At 59.0% G+C, this 16,300-nt stretch carries 18 protein-coding genes, 1 tRNA gene and 1 riboswitch; of the genes, 6 read left to right on the plus strand and 13 right to left on the minus strand.

Annotated features, from left to right (window positions below):
• Positions 1–66 precede the first annotated feature (66 nt).
• Positions 67–792, plus strand: coding sequence for a GntR family transcriptional regulator (locus H8S57_RS01985; RefSeq protein WP_186906399.1), 726 nt, complete (start codon positions 67–69; stop codon positions 790–792).
• A gap of 73 nt (positions 793–865) precedes the next feature.
• On the opposite strand, the gene buk is transcribed toward H8S57_RS01985, so the two are convergent.
• Both buk and H8S57_RS01995 read right to left on the minus strand, forming a co-directional pair.
• The gene (gene buk, locus H8S57_RS01990; protein WP_186906400.1) at positions 866–1,939 is read right to left on the minus strand and encodes a butyrate kinase; all 1,074 of its coding nucleotides are present in this window, start codon (positions 1,937–1,939) and stop codon (positions 866–868) included.
• Positions 1,940–1,952: 13 nt separating this feature from the next.
• Complete coding sequence (locus H8S57_RS01995) at positions 1,953–2,885, minus strand: phosphate acyltransferase (protein WP_243204643.1); 933 nt, start codon at positions 2,883–2,885, stop codon at positions 1,953–1,955.
• Positions 2,886–3,239: 354 nt separating this feature from the next.
• On the opposite strand from H8S57_RS01995, the gene H8S57_RS02000 reads away from it, so the two are divergent.
• Both H8S57_RS02000 and H8S57_RS02005 read left to right on the plus strand, forming a co-directional pair.
• Entirely contained in the window at positions 3,240–3,890 is a 651-nt protein-coding gene (locus tag H8S57_RS02000) for a GntR family transcriptional regulator (RefSeq protein WP_186906401.1), read from the plus strand.
• A gap of 212 nt (positions 3,891–4,102) precedes the next feature.
• Positions 4,103–4,531 carry an integrase core domain-containing protein gene (locus tag H8S57_RS02005; protein ID WP_369807583.1) on the plus strand — a complete coding sequence of 143 codons (429 nt, stop codon included), beginning with the start codon at positions 4,103–4,105 and terminating at the stop codon, positions 4,529–4,531.
• Between the two features lie 149 nt (positions 4,532–4,680).
• On the opposite strand, the gene H8S57_RS02010 is transcribed toward H8S57_RS02005, so the two are convergent.
• From H8S57_RS02010 to H8S57_RS02030, 5 genes are all read right to left on the minus strand, one after another.
• The gene (locus tag H8S57_RS02010) at positions 4,681–5,226 is read right to left on the minus strand and encodes a 2-oxoacid:ferredoxin oxidoreductase subunit gamma family protein (RefSeq protein ID WP_186906402.1); all 546 of its coding nucleotides are present in this window, start codon (positions 5,224–5,226) and stop codon (positions 4,681–4,683) included.
• A 12-nt stretch (positions 5,227–5,238) separates the two neighbouring features.
• On the minus strand, positions 5,239–5,976 hold the full coding sequence (locus H8S57_RS02015) for a thiamine pyrophosphate-dependent enzyme (protein WP_186906403.1): 738 nt from the start codon (positions 5,974–5,976) through the stop codon (positions 5,239–5,241).
• 1 nt (position 5,977) lies between these two features.
• A complete protein-coding gene (vorB, locus tag H8S57_RS02020; RefSeq protein ID WP_186906404.1) occupies positions 5,978–7,060 on the minus strand; it encodes a 3-methyl-2-oxobutanoate dehydrogenase subunit VorB in 1,083 nt (360 codons plus the stop codon).
• 14 nt (positions 7,061–7,074) lie between these two features.
• Positions 7,075–7,278, minus strand: a complete 204-nt coding sequence (locus H8S57_RS02025; RefSeq protein ID WP_186906405.1) for a 4Fe-4S dicluster domain-containing protein — start codon at positions 7,276–7,278, stop codon at positions 7,075–7,077.
• 71 nt (positions 7,279–7,349) lie between these two features.
• Positions 7,350–8,075: a hypothetical protein gene (locus tag H8S57_RS02030; RefSeq protein WP_186906406.1), complete on the minus strand. Its 726-nt coding sequence runs from the start codon at positions 8,073–8,075 to the stop codon at positions 7,350–7,352.
• Positions 8,076–8,455: 380 nt separating this feature from the next.
• On the opposite strand from H8S57_RS02030, the gene H8S57_RS02035 reads away from it, so the two are divergent.
• Entirely contained in the window at positions 8,456–9,313 is an 858-nt protein-coding gene (locus tag H8S57_RS02035) for an acetyl-CoA hydrolase (RefSeq protein ID WP_186906407.1), read from the plus strand.
• Between the two features lie 129 nt (positions 9,314–9,442).
• Here the strand turns inward: H8S57_RS02035 and H8S57_RS02040 are convergent, their stop codons facing one another.
• The 5 genes from H8S57_RS02040 to H8S57_RS02060 form a co-directional block, all read right to left on the minus strand.
• Positions 9,443–9,955, minus strand: a complete 513-nt coding sequence (locus H8S57_RS02040) for a GNAT family N-acetyltransferase (RefSeq protein WP_186906408.1) — start codon at positions 9,953–9,955, stop codon at positions 9,443–9,445.
• Between the two features lie 4 nt (positions 9,956–9,959).
• A complete protein-coding gene (locus H8S57_RS02045) occupies positions 9,960–10,820 on the minus strand; it encodes a bifunctional 5,10-methylenetetrahydrofolate dehydrogenase/5,10-methenyltetrahydrofolate cyclohydrolase (protein WP_186906409.1) in 861 nt (286 codons plus the stop codon).
• Positions 10,820–11,437 carry a cyclodeaminase/cyclohydrolase family protein gene (locus H8S57_RS02050; RefSeq protein ID WP_256175258.1) on the minus strand — a complete coding sequence of 206 codons (618 nt, stop codon included), beginning with the start codon at positions 11,435–11,437 and terminating at the stop codon, positions 10,820–10,822. The genes H8S57_RS02045 and H8S57_RS02050 overlap by 1 nt, the downstream gene beginning before the upstream one ends.
• 22 nt (positions 11,438–11,459) lie before the next feature.
• Positions 11,460–13,130 carry a formate--tetrahydrofolate ligase gene (locus tag H8S57_RS02055; protein WP_186906411.1) on the minus strand — a complete coding sequence of 557 codons (1,671 nt, stop codon included), beginning with the start codon at positions 13,128–13,130 and terminating at the stop codon, positions 11,460–11,462.
• Positions 13,131–13,183: 53 nt separating this feature from the next.
• Positions 13,184–13,275: riboswitch (ZMP/ZTP riboswitch) on the minus strand.
• Between the two features lie 579 nt (positions 13,276–13,854).
• Positions 13,855–13,931, minus strand: a tRNA-Pro gene (locus H8S57_RS02060).
• Positions 13,932–14,129: 198 nt separating this feature from the next.
• Between H8S57_RS02060 and H8S57_RS02065 the strand changes: the two genes are divergently transcribed.
• Together H8S57_RS02065 and H8S57_RS02070 are read left to right on the plus strand one after the other, a co-directional pair.
• Positions 14,130–14,375, plus strand: coding sequence for a DUF3781 domain-containing protein (locus H8S57_RS02065; RefSeq protein ID WP_207723667.1), 246 nt, complete (start codon positions 14,130–14,132; stop codon positions 14,373–14,375).
• A 226-nt stretch (positions 14,376–14,601) separates the two neighbouring features.
• On the plus strand, positions 14,602–15,816 hold the full coding sequence (locus H8S57_RS02070; protein WP_186906412.1) for an S-layer homology domain-containing protein: 1,215 nt from the start codon (positions 14,602–14,604) through the stop codon (positions 15,814–15,816).
• Positions 15,817–15,987: 171 nt separating this feature from the next.
• Here H8S57_RS02070 and H8S57_RS02075 read toward each other — a convergent pair whose 3' ends face one another.
• A complete protein-coding gene (locus H8S57_RS02075) occupies positions 15,988–16,212 on the minus strand; it encodes a hypothetical protein (protein ID WP_186906413.1) in 225 nt (74 codons plus the stop codon).
• Positions 16,213–16,300: the final 88 nt, after the last annotated feature.

The following is a 16,300-nucleotide window of genomic DNA, read 5'->3' on the forward strand; positions in this document are numbered from 1 at the left end:
ACTGTACCCATCGTGGTTCGTCTGTAGATGGGCAGTGCCATTGCTCTTTTGGGAAGGCGGTGCCTGATGGCGACATTAGAAAAAAACTCTCCGATCCCGCTGTATTATCAGCTCTATACCATCCTCCTCAACCGGATCAAGATGGGAGAATTGCAGCCGGGCGACATGCTGCCGACCGAGGTGTCGCTGGTAGAGGAGTATAATGTGAGCCGGGCCACTGTGCGCCAGGCGATTTTGGATCTTGCCCGGAACGGCTATGTGGTGCGTGAAAAATCCAAGGGGACCTTTGTCAAGGATTTCAGCAACACGGTGGGCTACAAGGACCGTGTAAAAGGGTTTACGGCGATCTCCAGCCAAGGCGGAACGATCCCGCTGACATCCAAGGTTCTGGAAAAAGCTGTGGTGATCCCTCCAAAGCCGGTGCGGGAAGCACTTCAGCTGAAGGAGGGGGAGCGGGCCTTTTATCTGCGGCGTATCCGCTATATCCGGGACGAAGCCAACACGTTTGTGGAGGACTGGCTGCCCTACAAAATTTGCGAGGGGATCGAACAGGAGCACTTTACCAATGCCTCCATGTATCAGATACTGGAGGAAAGGTACGGCATCATACCGCATCATGCCGTGCGGACGTTTGAATGCAGCTGTGCGGACACGGAAGAGCAGATCCGGGAGCTGGAGATTCGAAAGCATACCGCTCTGCTGCGCTGTGAAAGCAAAGTTTATGATGCCAGCGATGCCCCGATCGAGTATTATGTCGCCCTGATCAACGGAAAATACACAGTACAGGAATAGCGTCCCCCCGGTCGATGCAGAAAGAGGCTTTATCCCTTTGTGGGATAAAGCCTCTTTCTGGCGGAAGGGAGATTCAATTCTCGCACTTATGGAAGCGCTTGGCGGTTTCTTCGCCGCGGAGGACCCGCAGGCCGCCCAGGGCCAGGGACTGCATCTCGTCCTCGCCGGGGTAGACGACCACGGGCGCGAGGAAGGAAACGTGCTCAGTGATGTAATCGGTGACATACTTGGAGTAGGCGATGCCGCCGGTGAGCAGGATGGCGTCCACCTTGCCGCACACGCCGGGGGCGATCTTGCCGATGTTTTTGCAGACGTTCAGCGCCATGGCGTCGTAGACCAGCCTGGCATGCTCGTCGCCACCGGCGATCATCTCCTCCGCCTTGCGGCTGTCGGTCGTGCCCAGGTGGGCCATCAGGCCGCCGCGGCTCTTGACCTGCTTCATCATGCTCTTATAGTCATACGCGCCCGTAAAACACAGCTTGATCACGTCGAACATGGGCAGCCCCCCGGCACGCTCCGGGGAGAAGGGCCCCTCTTCGTCGTTGATAAAATCCTCGATCCTGCCGTTGTGATGGAGATTGACGGAGATGCCGCCGCCCAAATGGGCCACGATGACGGTGACGTCCGCATAGGCCTTTCCGTTCTCCCGGGCGTAGCGCAGGGCCGCGGCGCGGGTGTTCAGGTTGTGGCCCATGCCCTTTCGGCGCATGCCGGGCAGGCCGGTGATCTTGTTGATGGGCAGCAGTTCATCCACAGTGATCCCGTCATAGATGAAGGCGGGTATGCCGTACTGCTTGCTCAGGGCGCGGGCGATCATGGCGCCTACGTTGGAGGCATGCTCGTTTTGGGGCTTGTTTTTGAGCTGCCATACCATGTCGTCGTTGACCTCGTAGGCGCCCGCCTCGATGGGGGGGAGCAGGCCGCCCCGGGAGACGATGCCGGTGAGGGACTCCAGGGCCACGCCGTGCTTTTTCAGCGTCGCGATGACCAGGTCCCGGCGGAACTCATACTGGTCGGCCACACAGTCGAAGGCAGCGAGCTCCTCGGGCGTATGAGTGATGGATTCGGTAAAGAGGGGCGTTTCGTCCTCGAACACCGCGATCTTGGTGGAGGTGGAGCCGGGATTCAGGATCAGCAGTTTTTCCATAGTTGCTTCCTCCTCAGCGGGCCGCGGCGGCAGAGATGACGATGGACAGGTATTTCTCCTGAGCGGAGGAGCCGCGGCTGGTCATGACGATGGGGCATTTGGCGCCCACGATGAATCCGGCCATCTTGGCGCCGCAGGTGACGGTGAGCATCTTGCCCATGATATTGCCGGCGTGGATGTTGGGGGCCAGCAGCACGTCGCAGTCGCCGGCACAGGGACTCTGATAGCCCTTGAAGTCGGCGATCTCCTTCGACATGGCGCAGTCATAGGAGATGGGGCCCTCCACAATGCAGCCGCTGATCTCACCGCGCTGATTCATCTGCTTGAGCGCATCGCCGTCCACCGTCTCCGGCATCTTGGGGTTGAGCTTTTCCACACAGGCCAGCACGCCCACCTTGGGCATGTCGTAGCCCATGGTCCGCAGAGCGCCTACGGTGTTCTCGATGATGCATTTTTTCTGCTCCAGCGAGGGATAGGTGACCATACCGCCGTCTACCGGAACGATCAGCTTGTGATAGCCGCTGCACTCAAAGGCGGTAAAATGGCTCATAACGCCGCCCTTGCCCAGCCCCTCCTCCTTGTTGACCACGGCTTTGAGCAGCACCGAGGTGTCCAGCTTGCCCTTCATTAGAAAGTCGGCCTTGCCCTGGCGGACCAGACCTACGGCATAGCGGGCGGATTCCGCCGGATCGGGCACGTCAAAGATATCCTCGTCGGCCACATGCTCGCCCAGGTGGGCGAGCGCACGGTCGATGGCCGCCTTGCTACCCACCAGAATGGGGTGGGCAATACCCTCCCTGCGGGCCATAAGGGCGGCTTCGACGGTATGTTCGTCCCCGGCGGCGGCCACCGCCATCCGGGCCATGGTGGGGTGTCCCTTCTGTTTTGCAATCAACTCGTCGAACGTCTTAAAAACCATATTGATCAGTCCTTTCAGATGATGCATCCGGCATCTTGTATCTTGCAAGATTTATTCTGCATTAAGCATATCACATTTCAGCAAAATTGCAAGTTCTTTTTCGGGAAATTACCGAGGAAATCACGGAGCGGGGAAGGGGGAAAGCTTGCATTTTCCGGAGGGTTCTGTTATGATAAATTTATATATTGCAAGATATTACCCTCAACGGATCAGGCACGGCAGCTCCGAGAAAATTTGGGGAGAACAGCGCCCGGCAGGGCGGATGTGAGAAAGGCTCGGCCTTTGTCCACCGGGGCAACGCGGCCCGATGGGAAACCCGCCGCCAGACCGTGCCGTCTTTTATCCATCGAGGGCAGACCGTCCGGAAAAGGAGTCGAATCCATGGCAGCGATCAAGAAGCAATCCCTGGTGGATCAGATCTATCAGCGGTTGAGAGAGAATATCATCACGATGCAGCTCCCCTTGGGCAGCCACCTCAATGTCAACGAGCTGCAAAGCCAAATGGGCGTGAGCTGCACCCCCATCCGGGAGGCCATCAACCGCCTGCAGCAGGAGGGACTGGTGGTATATGAAAACAATGTGGGCGCCCGGGTCCTTATGTTAGACGAGCACGATGTACGGGAGATCCAAGAGTTGGCCGCCACCCTTCAGGTCACGGCGGTCCGTTTGGCGCTCCGGCAGGGGGACCGGCAGCGGATGGCGCTGGAGATCCGGGAGCAGATCCGGCGCTATGAGCAGGCGTTAACGCCGCAGGAAGAAGTAGGAGCGGTCCACGAGCTGGTGGGCGTGTTCTACCACAACTGCGGCAACAAGCGTCTGGACAACAGCATGATCGCCATTCAGGGCCAGCAGCTGCTGCTGCGTTACCTTTACTGCTCCTGTGCGGGACACGGGAAGAACCAGGCCGACTTTGAACGGATCTATCAGGGTGTACTCAAGAATGATCCGGATGCCATCATCGCCGCCCTGCGGGAAAACGCAGAGCGCGCCTTGCCCGGTATCCTGCGCTGTTTGAAAGAAAAGACCAGCTGAGATACGTGAACAGGACCAGTAAAAACGGACAGTGACAGAAGGCCCCCTGATGTAGGGAAATAAACTACATCAGGGGGTCTTGTTATGGGGAAACGGAATTACACACACGTTCAAGCGTTGCTGCCTGAAATCAAGGCTATGCCGGCAGAGGGAAAAACGCAGTGGGAAGTTGCAGGGTAACGGACATCTCTTATATCCACACCAAACAGGGGGTGCTGTATCGTTCCATGATTCGGGACCTCTGCGATAACGGCATTGCAGCCTGCAAGACCGGGAGGCGGCAGACTGTAAATCTGGTCCTGGACACCATTCGTCCGGCGATGAAGAAAGAGAAAAAGAGGGTCGCTGCGGGACTCTGCCTCCACAGCGGCCAGGGATTTCAGTACGCCCCACAAGCATACTTCAATCTGACTCAAGCATACGGCATTACGCTTTCCATGTCAAGGAAAGGCAACCCATATGATAATGCCATGGCGGAAAATCTCTTCTCCCTTCTTAAAACAGAGTGCATTTACCGCCGCAAACCGGCGGCTTTCTCTGAAGCCAACGAGAGGATTGACCGCTATATCCACTTTTACAACCATGAGCACATTCAGCTAAAGACTGGAGAGGCGCCGCTTGCGCGTCGCCTCTCCACATAAAACTCAATAGTTCCTGCCAGGGCCCCTTTTTGTACGGTCCGCACAACCTGGGGCAGTTCAATCCTCCAAAGCGGCTTTTCCGCTTGATCGAAAAGCTCTTGTGCCCCCTCTGCCGTGGACAGAGGGGGCACATTCATGATTCAGCCGGATTACCGCTGTCCCCGTCCGAGCTCCAGGCCCTTTTCAAAGGCCTGTTTGTTGAGGGGCAGCAGCTTGGGCTTGGAGGCGAGTTTGTGCTCGATGGTCTCCCACACGATAGCGGGATCGATGACCTCGGTATAACCTACGTATACGCCCAGCATGATGACGTTGAGCACCTTGGCGTTGCCCATCTCCAGGGCCAGTTCCGTGACCGGGGCCTTGACCAGCTTCACGTCGCTGCGGCCGATGTCGTCGGAGACGATGGAGCTGTTGATGAACAGATTGCCGCCCTGCTTCAGCGTGGGCAGAAACTTAGCCAGCGAAGGCCCGTTCATGACGATCAGGTCGTCCATCACGTCGCCCAAAGGAGCGCCGATGGCCTCGTCGGAGATGACGACGAAGCAGTTGGCGGTGCCGCCGCGCTGCTCGGCGCCGTAGGAGGGGAAGAAGGTCACATTCTTATCGGTGGAATTGCAGGTGGCGTCCGCCAGAAATTTGCCCAGGGTCATGACGCCCTGGCCGCCGAAGCCGGCTACACACAGATTGGTTTCCATTTCCGCTCCTCCTTACCGGTCCCGAATCACGCCAAGCGGGAACTCGGGCAGCATTTTTTCCTCAATGAAGTCCAGCGCCTTCAGCGCGTCCACACCCCAGTTGGTCGGGCAGCTGGTGACGATCTCTACCATGGAGAAGCCCTTGCCGTCCAGCTGGTTCTGGAAGGCCTTGCGAATGGCCTGCTTGGTCTTGTTCACGTTGGCGGGGGTATTGCAGCTGGTGCGCACCAGATAAGCGGGCGCGGTGAGCTGGTTGAGGATCTCGCACATATGCATGGGGTAGCCGTGCTCCTTGGGATCGCGGCCGCGGGGCGCGGTGGAGGCCTTCATACCGACCAGCGTGGTGGGGGCCATCTGGCCGCCGGTCATGCCGTAGATGCCGTTGTTGATGAAGATCACGGTGATGTTTTCACCCCGGTTTGCGGCGGAGATGGATTCCGCCAGGCCGATGGAGGCAAAATCGCCGTCTCCCTGATAAGTAAAGACCAGACTGTCGGGATTGGTACGCTTCATGCCGGTGGCCACGGCACAGGCACGGCCGTGGGGGGCGGTGGTGTTGTCGTAGGCGATGTAATCCATATGCAGCCCGCAGCAGCCGATGCCCAGCACGCAGGCGGCCTTGTCGACCAGCTTCATTTCGTCCAGGACCTCGCCGATCAGCTTGATGACGGTGGAATGCATGCAGCCGGGGCAGAAGCCGGAGACCTTGTCCTCCTGGATGGTGGTCGTTCTTCCATAGATCTTTTCCATCTTATTTCCCCTCCATGATCTTCTTGGCCGCGTCGAGGACCTTGTCGCGGCTCATAATATTGCCGCCGGAGCACAGGCACGTCTCGATGGGGCAGCGGTCTTTCACGCCTGCGGCCACGTCGGTGACGAACTGGGCGGGGATGGACATCTCCACATCCAGCACTGCCTTGACGCGGCTGTAGTCGATGTGGTCATAGGCCTTGTAGGGGAAGGGATGCAGTGTGATGGGGCGGATCAGGCCGGCCTTGATGCCCTGCGCGCGCAGAAGATCCACGGAAGACTTGCAGATGCGTGCGGAAATGCCGTAGGCGGTCATGACCAGCTCCGCGTCCTCCAGCCGGTATTCCTCTACCTGTACCTCCTTCTCCCAGGAGGCATACAGGGCGGCGGCGTCCTCGTTGGCTTCCTGCATCCGTACCGTGGACCACTGGCCCGGCTGGATCCAGGAGCGATGGGCGTAGTCCAGCGCGTGGCCCACGCAGGCCCAGGACTGCTTGGACGCCTTGATGGCGGCGACCTCCTCGTCGCTCTTCATCTCGGGCAGCACCACCGGCTCCATCATGGTGCCGATGACGCCGTCGGCCAGGATCAGCACCGGGTTGCGGTCCCGGTCGGCGTAATCAAAGGCCTTGTAGGTCATATCAACGGCCTCCTGCACGGTGGCGGGGGCGAAGACCATCATCTCGAAGCCGCCGTTGCCGCTGGCCTTAGTGGCCTGGTAATAGTCCATCTGGGCGGGCTGGATGGAGCCCACGCCGGGACCGCCCCGGGAGATGTTGGCGTACACCATGGGGATGCGGGCAGAAGCGCAGTAGGAGATGCCCTCGCTCTTCAGGGCGATGCCGGGGCTGGAGGAGGAGGTCATGGACCGGGTGCCAGCAGAGGCGGCGCCGTAGACCATGTTTACGGAAGCGACCTCAGACTCGCCCTGGACGAAGGTGCCGCCCACCTCGGGCAGACGGCGGGAAAAATATTCGGGAATCTCGTTCTGCGGGGTGATGGGGTATCCGGCAAAGAACCGGCAGCCGGCCCGCACGGCCGCTTCCGCGATGGCCTCGCAGCCCTTCATAAATACTCTTGCCATTTCAGTGCCCTCCCTTATTTGTAGATTTCGATGGCCCCGTCGGGACACATGCGGCCGCAGATGCAGCAGCCGATGCAGTCGTCCGGGTTCACAGGTACGACGTATTCGTACCCTTTGGAGTTGACCTTGTCGCCGATGGCCAACACATGCTTGGGACAGAACTTGATGCAATAGCCGCAGCTTTTGCAGCGCTCCGCCACGATTTGGACCTTTGCCATAATGACATCTCCTTCTACCTTCAATTATAATCTTGCATCTTGCAAATATTGAACAAAAAAATTTTTGGAACTCAGTACGAGCCGTCTTCCGGCATCCTGTTCCAGGGATAGGTGAGGTACAGGCGGATGGGGAGGAGCGGGGCGGAAACTGCGCCCTTCACTTGCTCGTACAGGGGTTCCCAAACACAGAAAAAGTCCAGGGGCTTGTAGGGGGCGACCAGTTCGGTCAAGGTACGGATCCCGTCCAACACATCCTCCCGGGTGGTGTGGATGCCCAGATTGGGATTGCCGATCAGCTTCAGGTGATCCAGCTGGACGTGGGAGACGCCCAGAGTCTCGCCCAGGACCCGGTCGATGTGGTCGATGGTCATGGACCAGGGGCGGAAGGGATTCATCACGTAGTAGACGGCGGTACGGCTATCGTTGAGCAGGGGAGCGTAGCCGCCGATGGAGCGGGCCCCGATGTAGTCGCCGCCCACGTCCAGGACCGTGTAGCAGCGCTCCTCCCGCAGAAGACGGGTGACGCCGCCGGTCACTGTGGGGGCGTCCATAAACTGCTGCTCACAGTGAAAACGGATGCCCATCGCCGCAAGCGCTTCTCCCTGATCCCGGCTGCGGAACAGGGGCTTGGTCATGTCCAGATCGAAGAGGTGGACCTCTTTACCGCCCTGCTGGTGCAGGGACAGGGCAAAATTGATGGCGATCTCGCTCTTGCCGCTTCCGGCTTCCCCCAGAAAAACGAAGTTTTTCGTCTGTTCCCCCAGCCTGAGGGGGCGCAGGCTGCTGCTTTTTTCCATCGGCATCCCTCCCGGATTCCGTGCTCCTTCCCGTCCCTCCGGGAAGTCTTGCAGGATATAAGATATTGTAAACGTTCTTTCCCATGATTGCAAGAGCAAAATCGAAAAATTCTGCTTTGGCTGGGAACTCCCCCTGACCCGCAGCCGGGTCAGGGGTCAGCGGTCCGGGAAGCATATCAAAAGAACTATTTTACAAACGGCGAGGGGGATGCTATGCTTAACTCATGAGGGCAGGCCCGCGGTTCATGGCCAGATTGCCGCCTTCCCGCAAGTGTGTACGCAGATGGGGCCGGGGCGGTCGGGGATCGCCGTTCGGTTCGGTGCGCGGACCCATAACAAAACGGTTATCGTGAAAAGAGGAAAATAAAGGAGCGAGTGACATGTCGTTTGAGTTTCGTCCCATGCGCAGCCTGATTTTTGTAGACTGCGTCCGTGAGGAGTATCGCCATCGCCTGCAGCACTGGCTGTACAACACCCACATCCCGGACAGCATCTCCAAGTTTACCCCTTACTGTGTGAAGTACGCCTTTTATAACGCGCTTCCGGTGCCGCCGGGCGGCGAACGTTTCGGCACCCGCCGGATGCAGATGACCGAGCATTACTGGCTCATCAACGAAATGCTGCCTGAGATGCGCAATAATGCCTTTGGTGAGGTTATGCCGCCGGAAGTGCTGCGCTGGCAGGGCATGCTGCCCGATTCGGACGAAGCGATCGCGCAAATGGCCAATATGACCGGAGAGGAGCACCGCTCCTCCGGCGGCGATAACGGCTGCCCGCCCTTTGTATTTGCCCATGTGCCCATCAACTGGGAGGAGGATTTCAAGGGCGCCGGCCGCACCGTAAAGGACGGCCCCAACTACCGCTGGCAGTTTGTCCTGCGCTGGCCCTGCGAGAAGACCGGTGAGAAGTGGTTCCATGATGTGATGGCGCCCTATTTCCAGAATCGCCCTGAGGTCACCCGCTTCCTGTCCAGCAGGATCTACCACGACGTGGTGGGGTGCCAGTTCCACCGCCTGGTGGAGCTGTGGTTTGAGGGCCCTGACGAGTGGTGCACCGCCATTGAGGCGGCCAAACAGGAATTGGCTCAGCCTGAGTGGGCCAAGGAGGCCCCTGAGGCCGCGCCCCAGGCCCAGTTTCCCTTCCTTAAGTCCAACTTCGGCATTGTGGGCATGTTCCTGACGGATTACGCCGCCAGCGACAATATGACCCAGTTCCGCGGCAACTTTACCATGCGCTGAGCCGGGCGGCCCCGCGTCGGCTTGTCGAAACGATCCCGCAGTGTGCGCAGCGGGCTGCATCTGATCTCAAACATTTTAAAAACCGTGAGGAGGGCGGATATGCACTGCATATCCGCCCTCCTCCTGTTCTTATAAGGCAATCCAATACCGCTGGGTGAGACGTCCGCCTTCCGCAATCGCGCCATCCAGTACGCCGCCGTTTGTCCGAATGGTACGACGGGAGGCCTCGTTTGCGGCGTCGCAGGTGACCAGGACTTGTTTCAGACCCAGGCGGCGGGCCTCCTCCAGCACCAGACGCAGCATCTCCGTGGCGTAGCCCTTCCTGCGCTGGGAAGGGCGTACGCTGTAGCCGATGTGCCCGCCGAAGTGAAGCAAATAGTCGTTGAGGCAGTGGCGGAGCTGGATCATACCGACCAATGAGCTGGCGGCATCCTCCGCCAAAAAAGAGGTGGCAGGGACCATTCCGGAACGCACGCTTTCCGCACGGCGATTGTCCTCCACGGCGGAGAACCACTCCGCAAAGGATTCCGCACGGTCCAGCGCGGCGGTACCGTCCAGACTGTCCCCGGCCCGGAGGAACTCCGCTCGATACGCCCAGATCCGCTCCCGGTCGGACGGCGCGGGGGAGCGTAATGTGATCATAAAATTACCCCCCAAGGCCATGCAGCCGCGCAGCGGCCTCCGCCACGTGACGGGCCAGCACCGAGGTGGTCACCGCGCCAACGCCGCCGGGGACAGGCGTGACGGCGTCCGCCACCGGTTCTGCAGCAGCAAAGTCCACGTCGCCCACCAGCATCCCATCCGCATCCAGGTTGATGCCAACGTCGATGACCGCCTGACCGGGGGCGATATGGGATACGCCCAGCATCCCGGCTTTCCCGGCCGCCGCGATGAGCACGTCGGCCCGGCGGCACTCAGCCGCCAGATCGGCCGTACGGGTGTGGCAGAGCGTGACCGTGGCGTTTCGCTGCAGCAGCAGCATGGCCGCTGGTTTCCCAATGACCAGACTGCGTCCCACCACCACCGCCCGCTTGCCGGTCAGCTCATAGCCGTAGTAATCCAGGATCTCCAGGCAGGCCTGTGCAGTACAGGGGGGAAAGCCGCTGCCGCTGCCAGCAAACACTCCGGCCAGGGAACCGGCGGTGATCCCGTCTACATCCTTGGAAGGGGCGAGCGCGGCACAGACGGCGGCTTCGTCCAGATGCCGGGGCAGAGGGCGAAACAGCAGACAACCATGGATCGCGGCGTCCTGGTTGATCGCTTCGACGATGTGCAGCAGCTCCGTCAGCTCCACTGTATCAGGCAGGATAAACTGCTTTACAGTAATGCCGACCATTTCACAGCGTTTGAGCGCCCCGCGCTCATAGGACAGGTCTTCAGGGCGTTGGCCGACCCGAACGATGGCCAGTGCGGGGGAGACCCCGCGCTGCTTCAAGCGCTCGACCTGGGCGGCCACCCGCTCGCTCAGGGCAGCCGCTACCGGCGCGCCCTTCCAAAGCCGGGCCATCAGGAAAACCTCCTCATCACGGATTGATAGACCTGATCGGCGACGTTCCCATATTGGCTGACCAAATCGTCCGCTTCCTGATTCATAGCCCGTGCAAAGGCCTGGTCGGCTATGCTTTTGGTGTTCACCTTCACATTGAGCCATGCGCCGTAGAGGGCGCTCCGGCAGAAGATGACCCCTGTGCCAACGTCGGAGAGCATCAGAAGACTTCCTTTTTCCAGCATCTCTTTGTGAAGGCCGATCACTTCACAGCTAAGACGCAGGATCTCCATGGGCGCGGCGGCGGCATCCCGCAGACAGCGCTCCAGGACGGCGTCCCGCTGCGGATCGTCCTTGGGGATTGAATAAGCCTTTGAAAGCGGCTCAAAGGCGGCGGCGTCCTGGTCCACCAGCGCCAGCAGCCGTCCGCGCAGGTCCTCGGCCTTCTCCATAAGGACCCTGACGTCCGCCTCCACTGCGGCATACTTTTTCTTTCCAACGGTATAGTTTCCTACCATGGTGCACAGGGCGGCGCCCAGCGCCCCCACCAGCGCGGAGGCACCTCCGCCGCCCGGCACAGGGGCCTTGGAGGCCAGTGCATCCAGAAAGCCGCCGCAGGTCTGTTCCGCCGTGTTCACTGTGCTGCTCCCCCTCTCTCCATCAAAACAGGCCGGAGATTCGGCCGTTCTCATCCACATCGACCGTCTCGGCCGCAGGGACTTTGGGCAGGCCGGGCATGGTCATGATATCGCCGGTCAGTGCAACGATGAATCCGGCCCCGGCGGAGACCTTCAGACTGCGCACCGTCACCCGGAATCCCTCCGGAGCACCCAGCAGGGACGGATCGTCGGAGAAGGAATACTGGGTCTTTGCCATGCAGATGGGCAGCGCGCCAAAGCCCAGGGCGGTCAGTTCCGCAGCCTGCTTTTTGGCCGCTGGGGTCAGATCCACGCCGTCACCGTGGTAAACCCTGGTGACGATCTGCTCCAGCTTCCGCTCAATGGGTTGATCCAACGCATAGGAGCAGGTGAAACTGCCCGGCGTTTCACACAGCCGGACCACCTCGCGGGCAAGGGACATGCCGCCCTCGCCGCCCTTGGCCCATACCTCGGACAGAGCCACGTTGACGCCCAGGGAGCGGCACTTGTCCTCTACCAGCCGCAGCTCGGCCTCTGTATCGGTGGGGAAGCGGTTGATGGCCACCACGCAGGGCAGGCCGTAGACGGCGGTGATGTTCTCCACGTGCCGCAGCAGGTTGGGAAGGCCGCGCTCCAGCGCGGCAAGGTCTTCCGTGCCCAAAGCCCCCTTGGGACAGCCGCCGTGATGCTTGAGGGCCCGGACCGTGGCCACCATGACCACGGCGGACGGGGTCAGGCCCGCCAGGCGGCACTTGATGTCCAAAAACTTTTCCGCCCCCAGGTCGGCGCCGAAGCCAGCCTCGGTGATGACGTAATCTCCCATTTTGAGGGCCACGCGGGTAGCCATGACGGAGTTGCAGCCGTGGGCGATATTGGCGAATGGACCGCCGTGGATAAATGCGGGGGTACCCTCCAGCGTCTGAACCAGGTTGGGCTTCAGCGCGTCTTTGAGCAGGGCAGCCATGGCGCCCTCAGCCTTTAGGTCATGGGCGGTGACAGGGGCGCCGGTGCTGGTATAGCCGACCACCATACGGCCAAGACGCGCTTTCAGATCAGTCAGGCCGTCGGCCAGACAGAGCACCGCCATGATTTCAGAGGCCACAGTAATGTCAAAGCCGTCCTCCCGGGGCATGCCGTTGGCCTTGCCGCCCAAGCCGCAGACGATGCTGCGCAGCTGACGGTCGTTCATGTCTACGCAGCGTTTCCAGGTGATGCGCCGCACGTCGACAGCAAGCTCATTGCCCTGTTGGATATGGTTGTCCAGCATGGCGGCCAGCAGGTTGTTGGCCGCGCCGATGGCGTGAAAGTCTCCTGTAAAATGGAGGTTGATATCCTCCATGGGGACCACCTGGGCATATCCGCCCCCGGCCGCGCCGCCTTTGACGCCGAAAACCGGGCCCAAACTGGGCTCCCGCAAAGCGACCACGGTGTTCTTTCCCAGGCGGCGCATGCCGTCGGCCAGTCCCACGGTGGTGGTGGTCTTGCCCTCACCTGCGGGCGTCGGGTTGATGGCGGTGACCAGTACCAGCTTGCCGTCGGGCGCTCCGGCACGGTCGGAAAGCAGCTTCAGGTCGATTTTGGCTTTGTATTTGCCGTAATACTCCAGATAATCCTCGTCCACGCCCGCCAGTTCCGCGACGTCCCGGATGTGCTTCATCCGGCAGGACTGTGCGATTTCGATGTCGGTCTTCATAGCATTCCCTCTTTTCCATGTGCCCAAAATACAAAAAAGGGCACACTCAATCATCAGTGTGCCCAGACGGTCGGCAAGAGGACGCGGTCTACGTCCGGCCACACTCCATGTGGTTGCTCCACTTCCGTCAGTCGTATGGTCGTTTGTAGTGTATCACGGCCCGCCCGCCCGCGTCAAGAGGACGAGCGGACGGCTTGGTAAATTTGTGTAGGACTACAATACATGTTGGACAGATGAATAAAAAAGGATGAAAGATAAGGCCTCATCGGTTAAAGTTGAGTTACCACACAACAACTTGACGAGAGGAGGCCCTATCCCTCATGAGCAAGAGTATAACACAGGACATGCATCCGGCAAACTGGACGCCCCGATGCGCGTAGTGTAGTTATGGAACTTGAAAACCGTTGGAAACAAAAGCTCCAACGGTTTCAAGCTGCTGCCGCAATTCAGCCGCACGACATAATTTCAATCCACAGATTTCTCTGACGGATTTCATGATACCAAACGAAACTTGCGTAATGTGACGAACCATATACCATAAAATCATATTCTATGTAGTGTGACTGAACTGTTTTATGCAAGGGCATCCTTCTAAAGGATGACATCTCAACATACATTTTCTTGGGGTGTTCGTCATGTGTTCAATTAGAGGGCCGCCTAAAAGCGTTCCAAAAACAAGATGTTGACAAATAGAAAAATCCTTCATGTTTTCACATGAAGGATTTGGTCGGAGTGCGGGGATTCGAACCCCGGGCCTCTTGGACCCGAACCAAGCGCGATACCAAACTTCGCCACACCCCGATGGACACTGTTAGATATTATAGTGATTTCAAAAGAAATTGTCAAGCAGAGAATTATCGACTCCCTTCTATCGGCTCCCTTCCATTGCAGCTGTTGCTGGAATCAAAATCCGTCGATTTTACCGAAAGCCCCATTGCGGACCATTCAATCGTATCGTAAAATGAGATTGATCAAATCGGATTTGCCGGAGGACCGATCATGGAAGAAAGAGTATTGCTTGATCATCTTGATAAAATTCATACTACTCAAATGGGGGTTGACAGGATTAGAAGAAACTTGAAGTTAGATACCGCTGATGTAGTTGAATATTGTAAAAATAGGATTTTGGATAGAAACTGTAATATATACCGGAGAGGAAAGAACTGGTATTGCGAGATCGACGATAAAAAGATAACGATCAATGCTTATAGTTATACGATTATTACAGCACATACGATCCAGTAAACCCGGATCTATCGGGCAGCTGCTATGTTTAAGGCGGCTGCCTTTTTCGTATATTCCGACAAATGATTTATGGATGAAGCTCGCAGCAACACAAACGGGAACAGGGAGATTCCCGGTACGGGTAGGAAGCGGCTGGGAAAATAGACAAGCGCGGGCTTTCGGGTGATTACAGTGTTCCCCCTGAACTGTTTTTGTGATATAATGTCGAAAACAGAGGGGTGGAAGCATGAAAAACGGCGTATTAAGGGGCGTTGGTCTGCTGATATTGGCGGCTTGGCTGATTGCCTCGCCTGCCCGTGCGGCTGGATGGACCGATCTGACAGAGGAACACTGGGCATATGAGACCATGGCACGGGCGGAAGCGCTGGGGGTACTGGGCGGCCTTCCGGATGGGACCATGGCTCCGGAGGGGACGCTGAGCTGGGGCGAATATCTGACCATGCTGGCCCGGACCTTTTATCCGGAGCAGTATGGCTCCGGTGAACGGCTGCCGGGAACGCACTGGGCGTTTCCGGCCTATGAGGCGGCCCTGTCGGCAGGCGTACTTTGCGGAGGGGACTTTGTTACGGTAAATGGAGCCACGTTGGGCGAGCCGGTAACACGCCGGGATGCGGTAACGCTGGCGCTTCGGGTGCTGGAAGGAGAGCCGCTTCCGGCGGCGGAGCCGGCCGTGGCGGATTTTCAGCAGCTGCCCGCATCCTATCAGGCTTTTGTAGCGCGTTCTTATGTGCTGGGACTGATGACCGGTTATCCGGATGGCACGTTCCGGGGGAGCGCAGTCCTGAGCCGGGCCCAGGGCGCAACGCTGCTGCTGAGGACGCTGGATCTGAGCAGCGGGGCGGTGTTGGAGCAGGAAACAGCGGAGAAAGATCTGGCCCCCGCCCAAACGCAGACGGATTCTGCCCAGGCGCATCCGGTCGAACTGCGGACGCTGGGGGAGAACGGTGCCAAACGAGAACGGCTTTTTGGCAGTGCGGAAAAGCGCCGTTTTACCGACCAAGCGGAGGCCCGGACCAATATGACGGAGGTTACCGTGCCCGTATGGCGGCTGAATGAGAGCACAGGGGAGAAAACGGCGGGAGAGGTCACCTTTATGATCCACAAGGCTCTGGCTGCCGATATGACGGAAATCTTTACCGAGATTTTCAATGATCCGGAACAGTTCCCCGTGAAAGATATCGGCGGTTTTCGCTGGACGGACGGCGCCAAAGGAGAACACAACTGCGGTACCGCGATCGACATCAACTGGAATGAAAACTATCAGGTATATCCAAACGGCACGGTGGGTGCAGGCGCCTACTGGCGGCCGGGCAAAGACCCCTGGTCCATCCCTGCCGAGGGAAGCGTGGTGCGCAGTTTCAAGGCCCACGGTTACAGCTGGGGCGGCGACGCCTGGCCCACGAACAAGGACTATATGCACTTTTCCTATATGGGCGTATGAGGCAAAGCGGACGGCCCTGCCCCAGGAATGCAGGACCGTCCGCTTTTGCTAAAATAGTGGAGATACCTGAGCGGAGGGATGTCCGGCCGCCCACGCGTGCGTGCGGAACAAGGGGGCGCCGGGCGCCAAACGTTCGCGCAGCCGGGCCGATTCCCCAGGTCCCGATAAGAGCTAATACCAGGTGGGCGCAGGCAGATAAGCGCGTCCGCCGATGACCTCCGCCGGATACGAACGGGACATGCGCTGTGCGTAATCACGCAGACGTTCCATGGAATCTACCGCCTGATAGCTTGCGCTGAGCTGTTCCTGCGCATAGGAAGGCAGGGAATTGAAGTAGGCCTCGGCCTCCGGCTCATGGCGGAACAGGGCGTAAAGATCCCGATAGGGCTGACGCATACGAATCACCTCCGGATCAGTATGCGCCGCTCCAGCGCCCTTTACGCAGGAAATGATTGCGCGTTCGCCTGAACCTACGCGGAAGGCG

The sequence above is a fragment of the Lawsonibacter hominis genome (assembly GCF_014287895.1).
Classification (GTDB): Bacteria; Bacillota; Clostridia; order Oscillospirales; family Oscillospiraceae; genus Lawsonibacter_A; species Lawsonibacter_A hominis.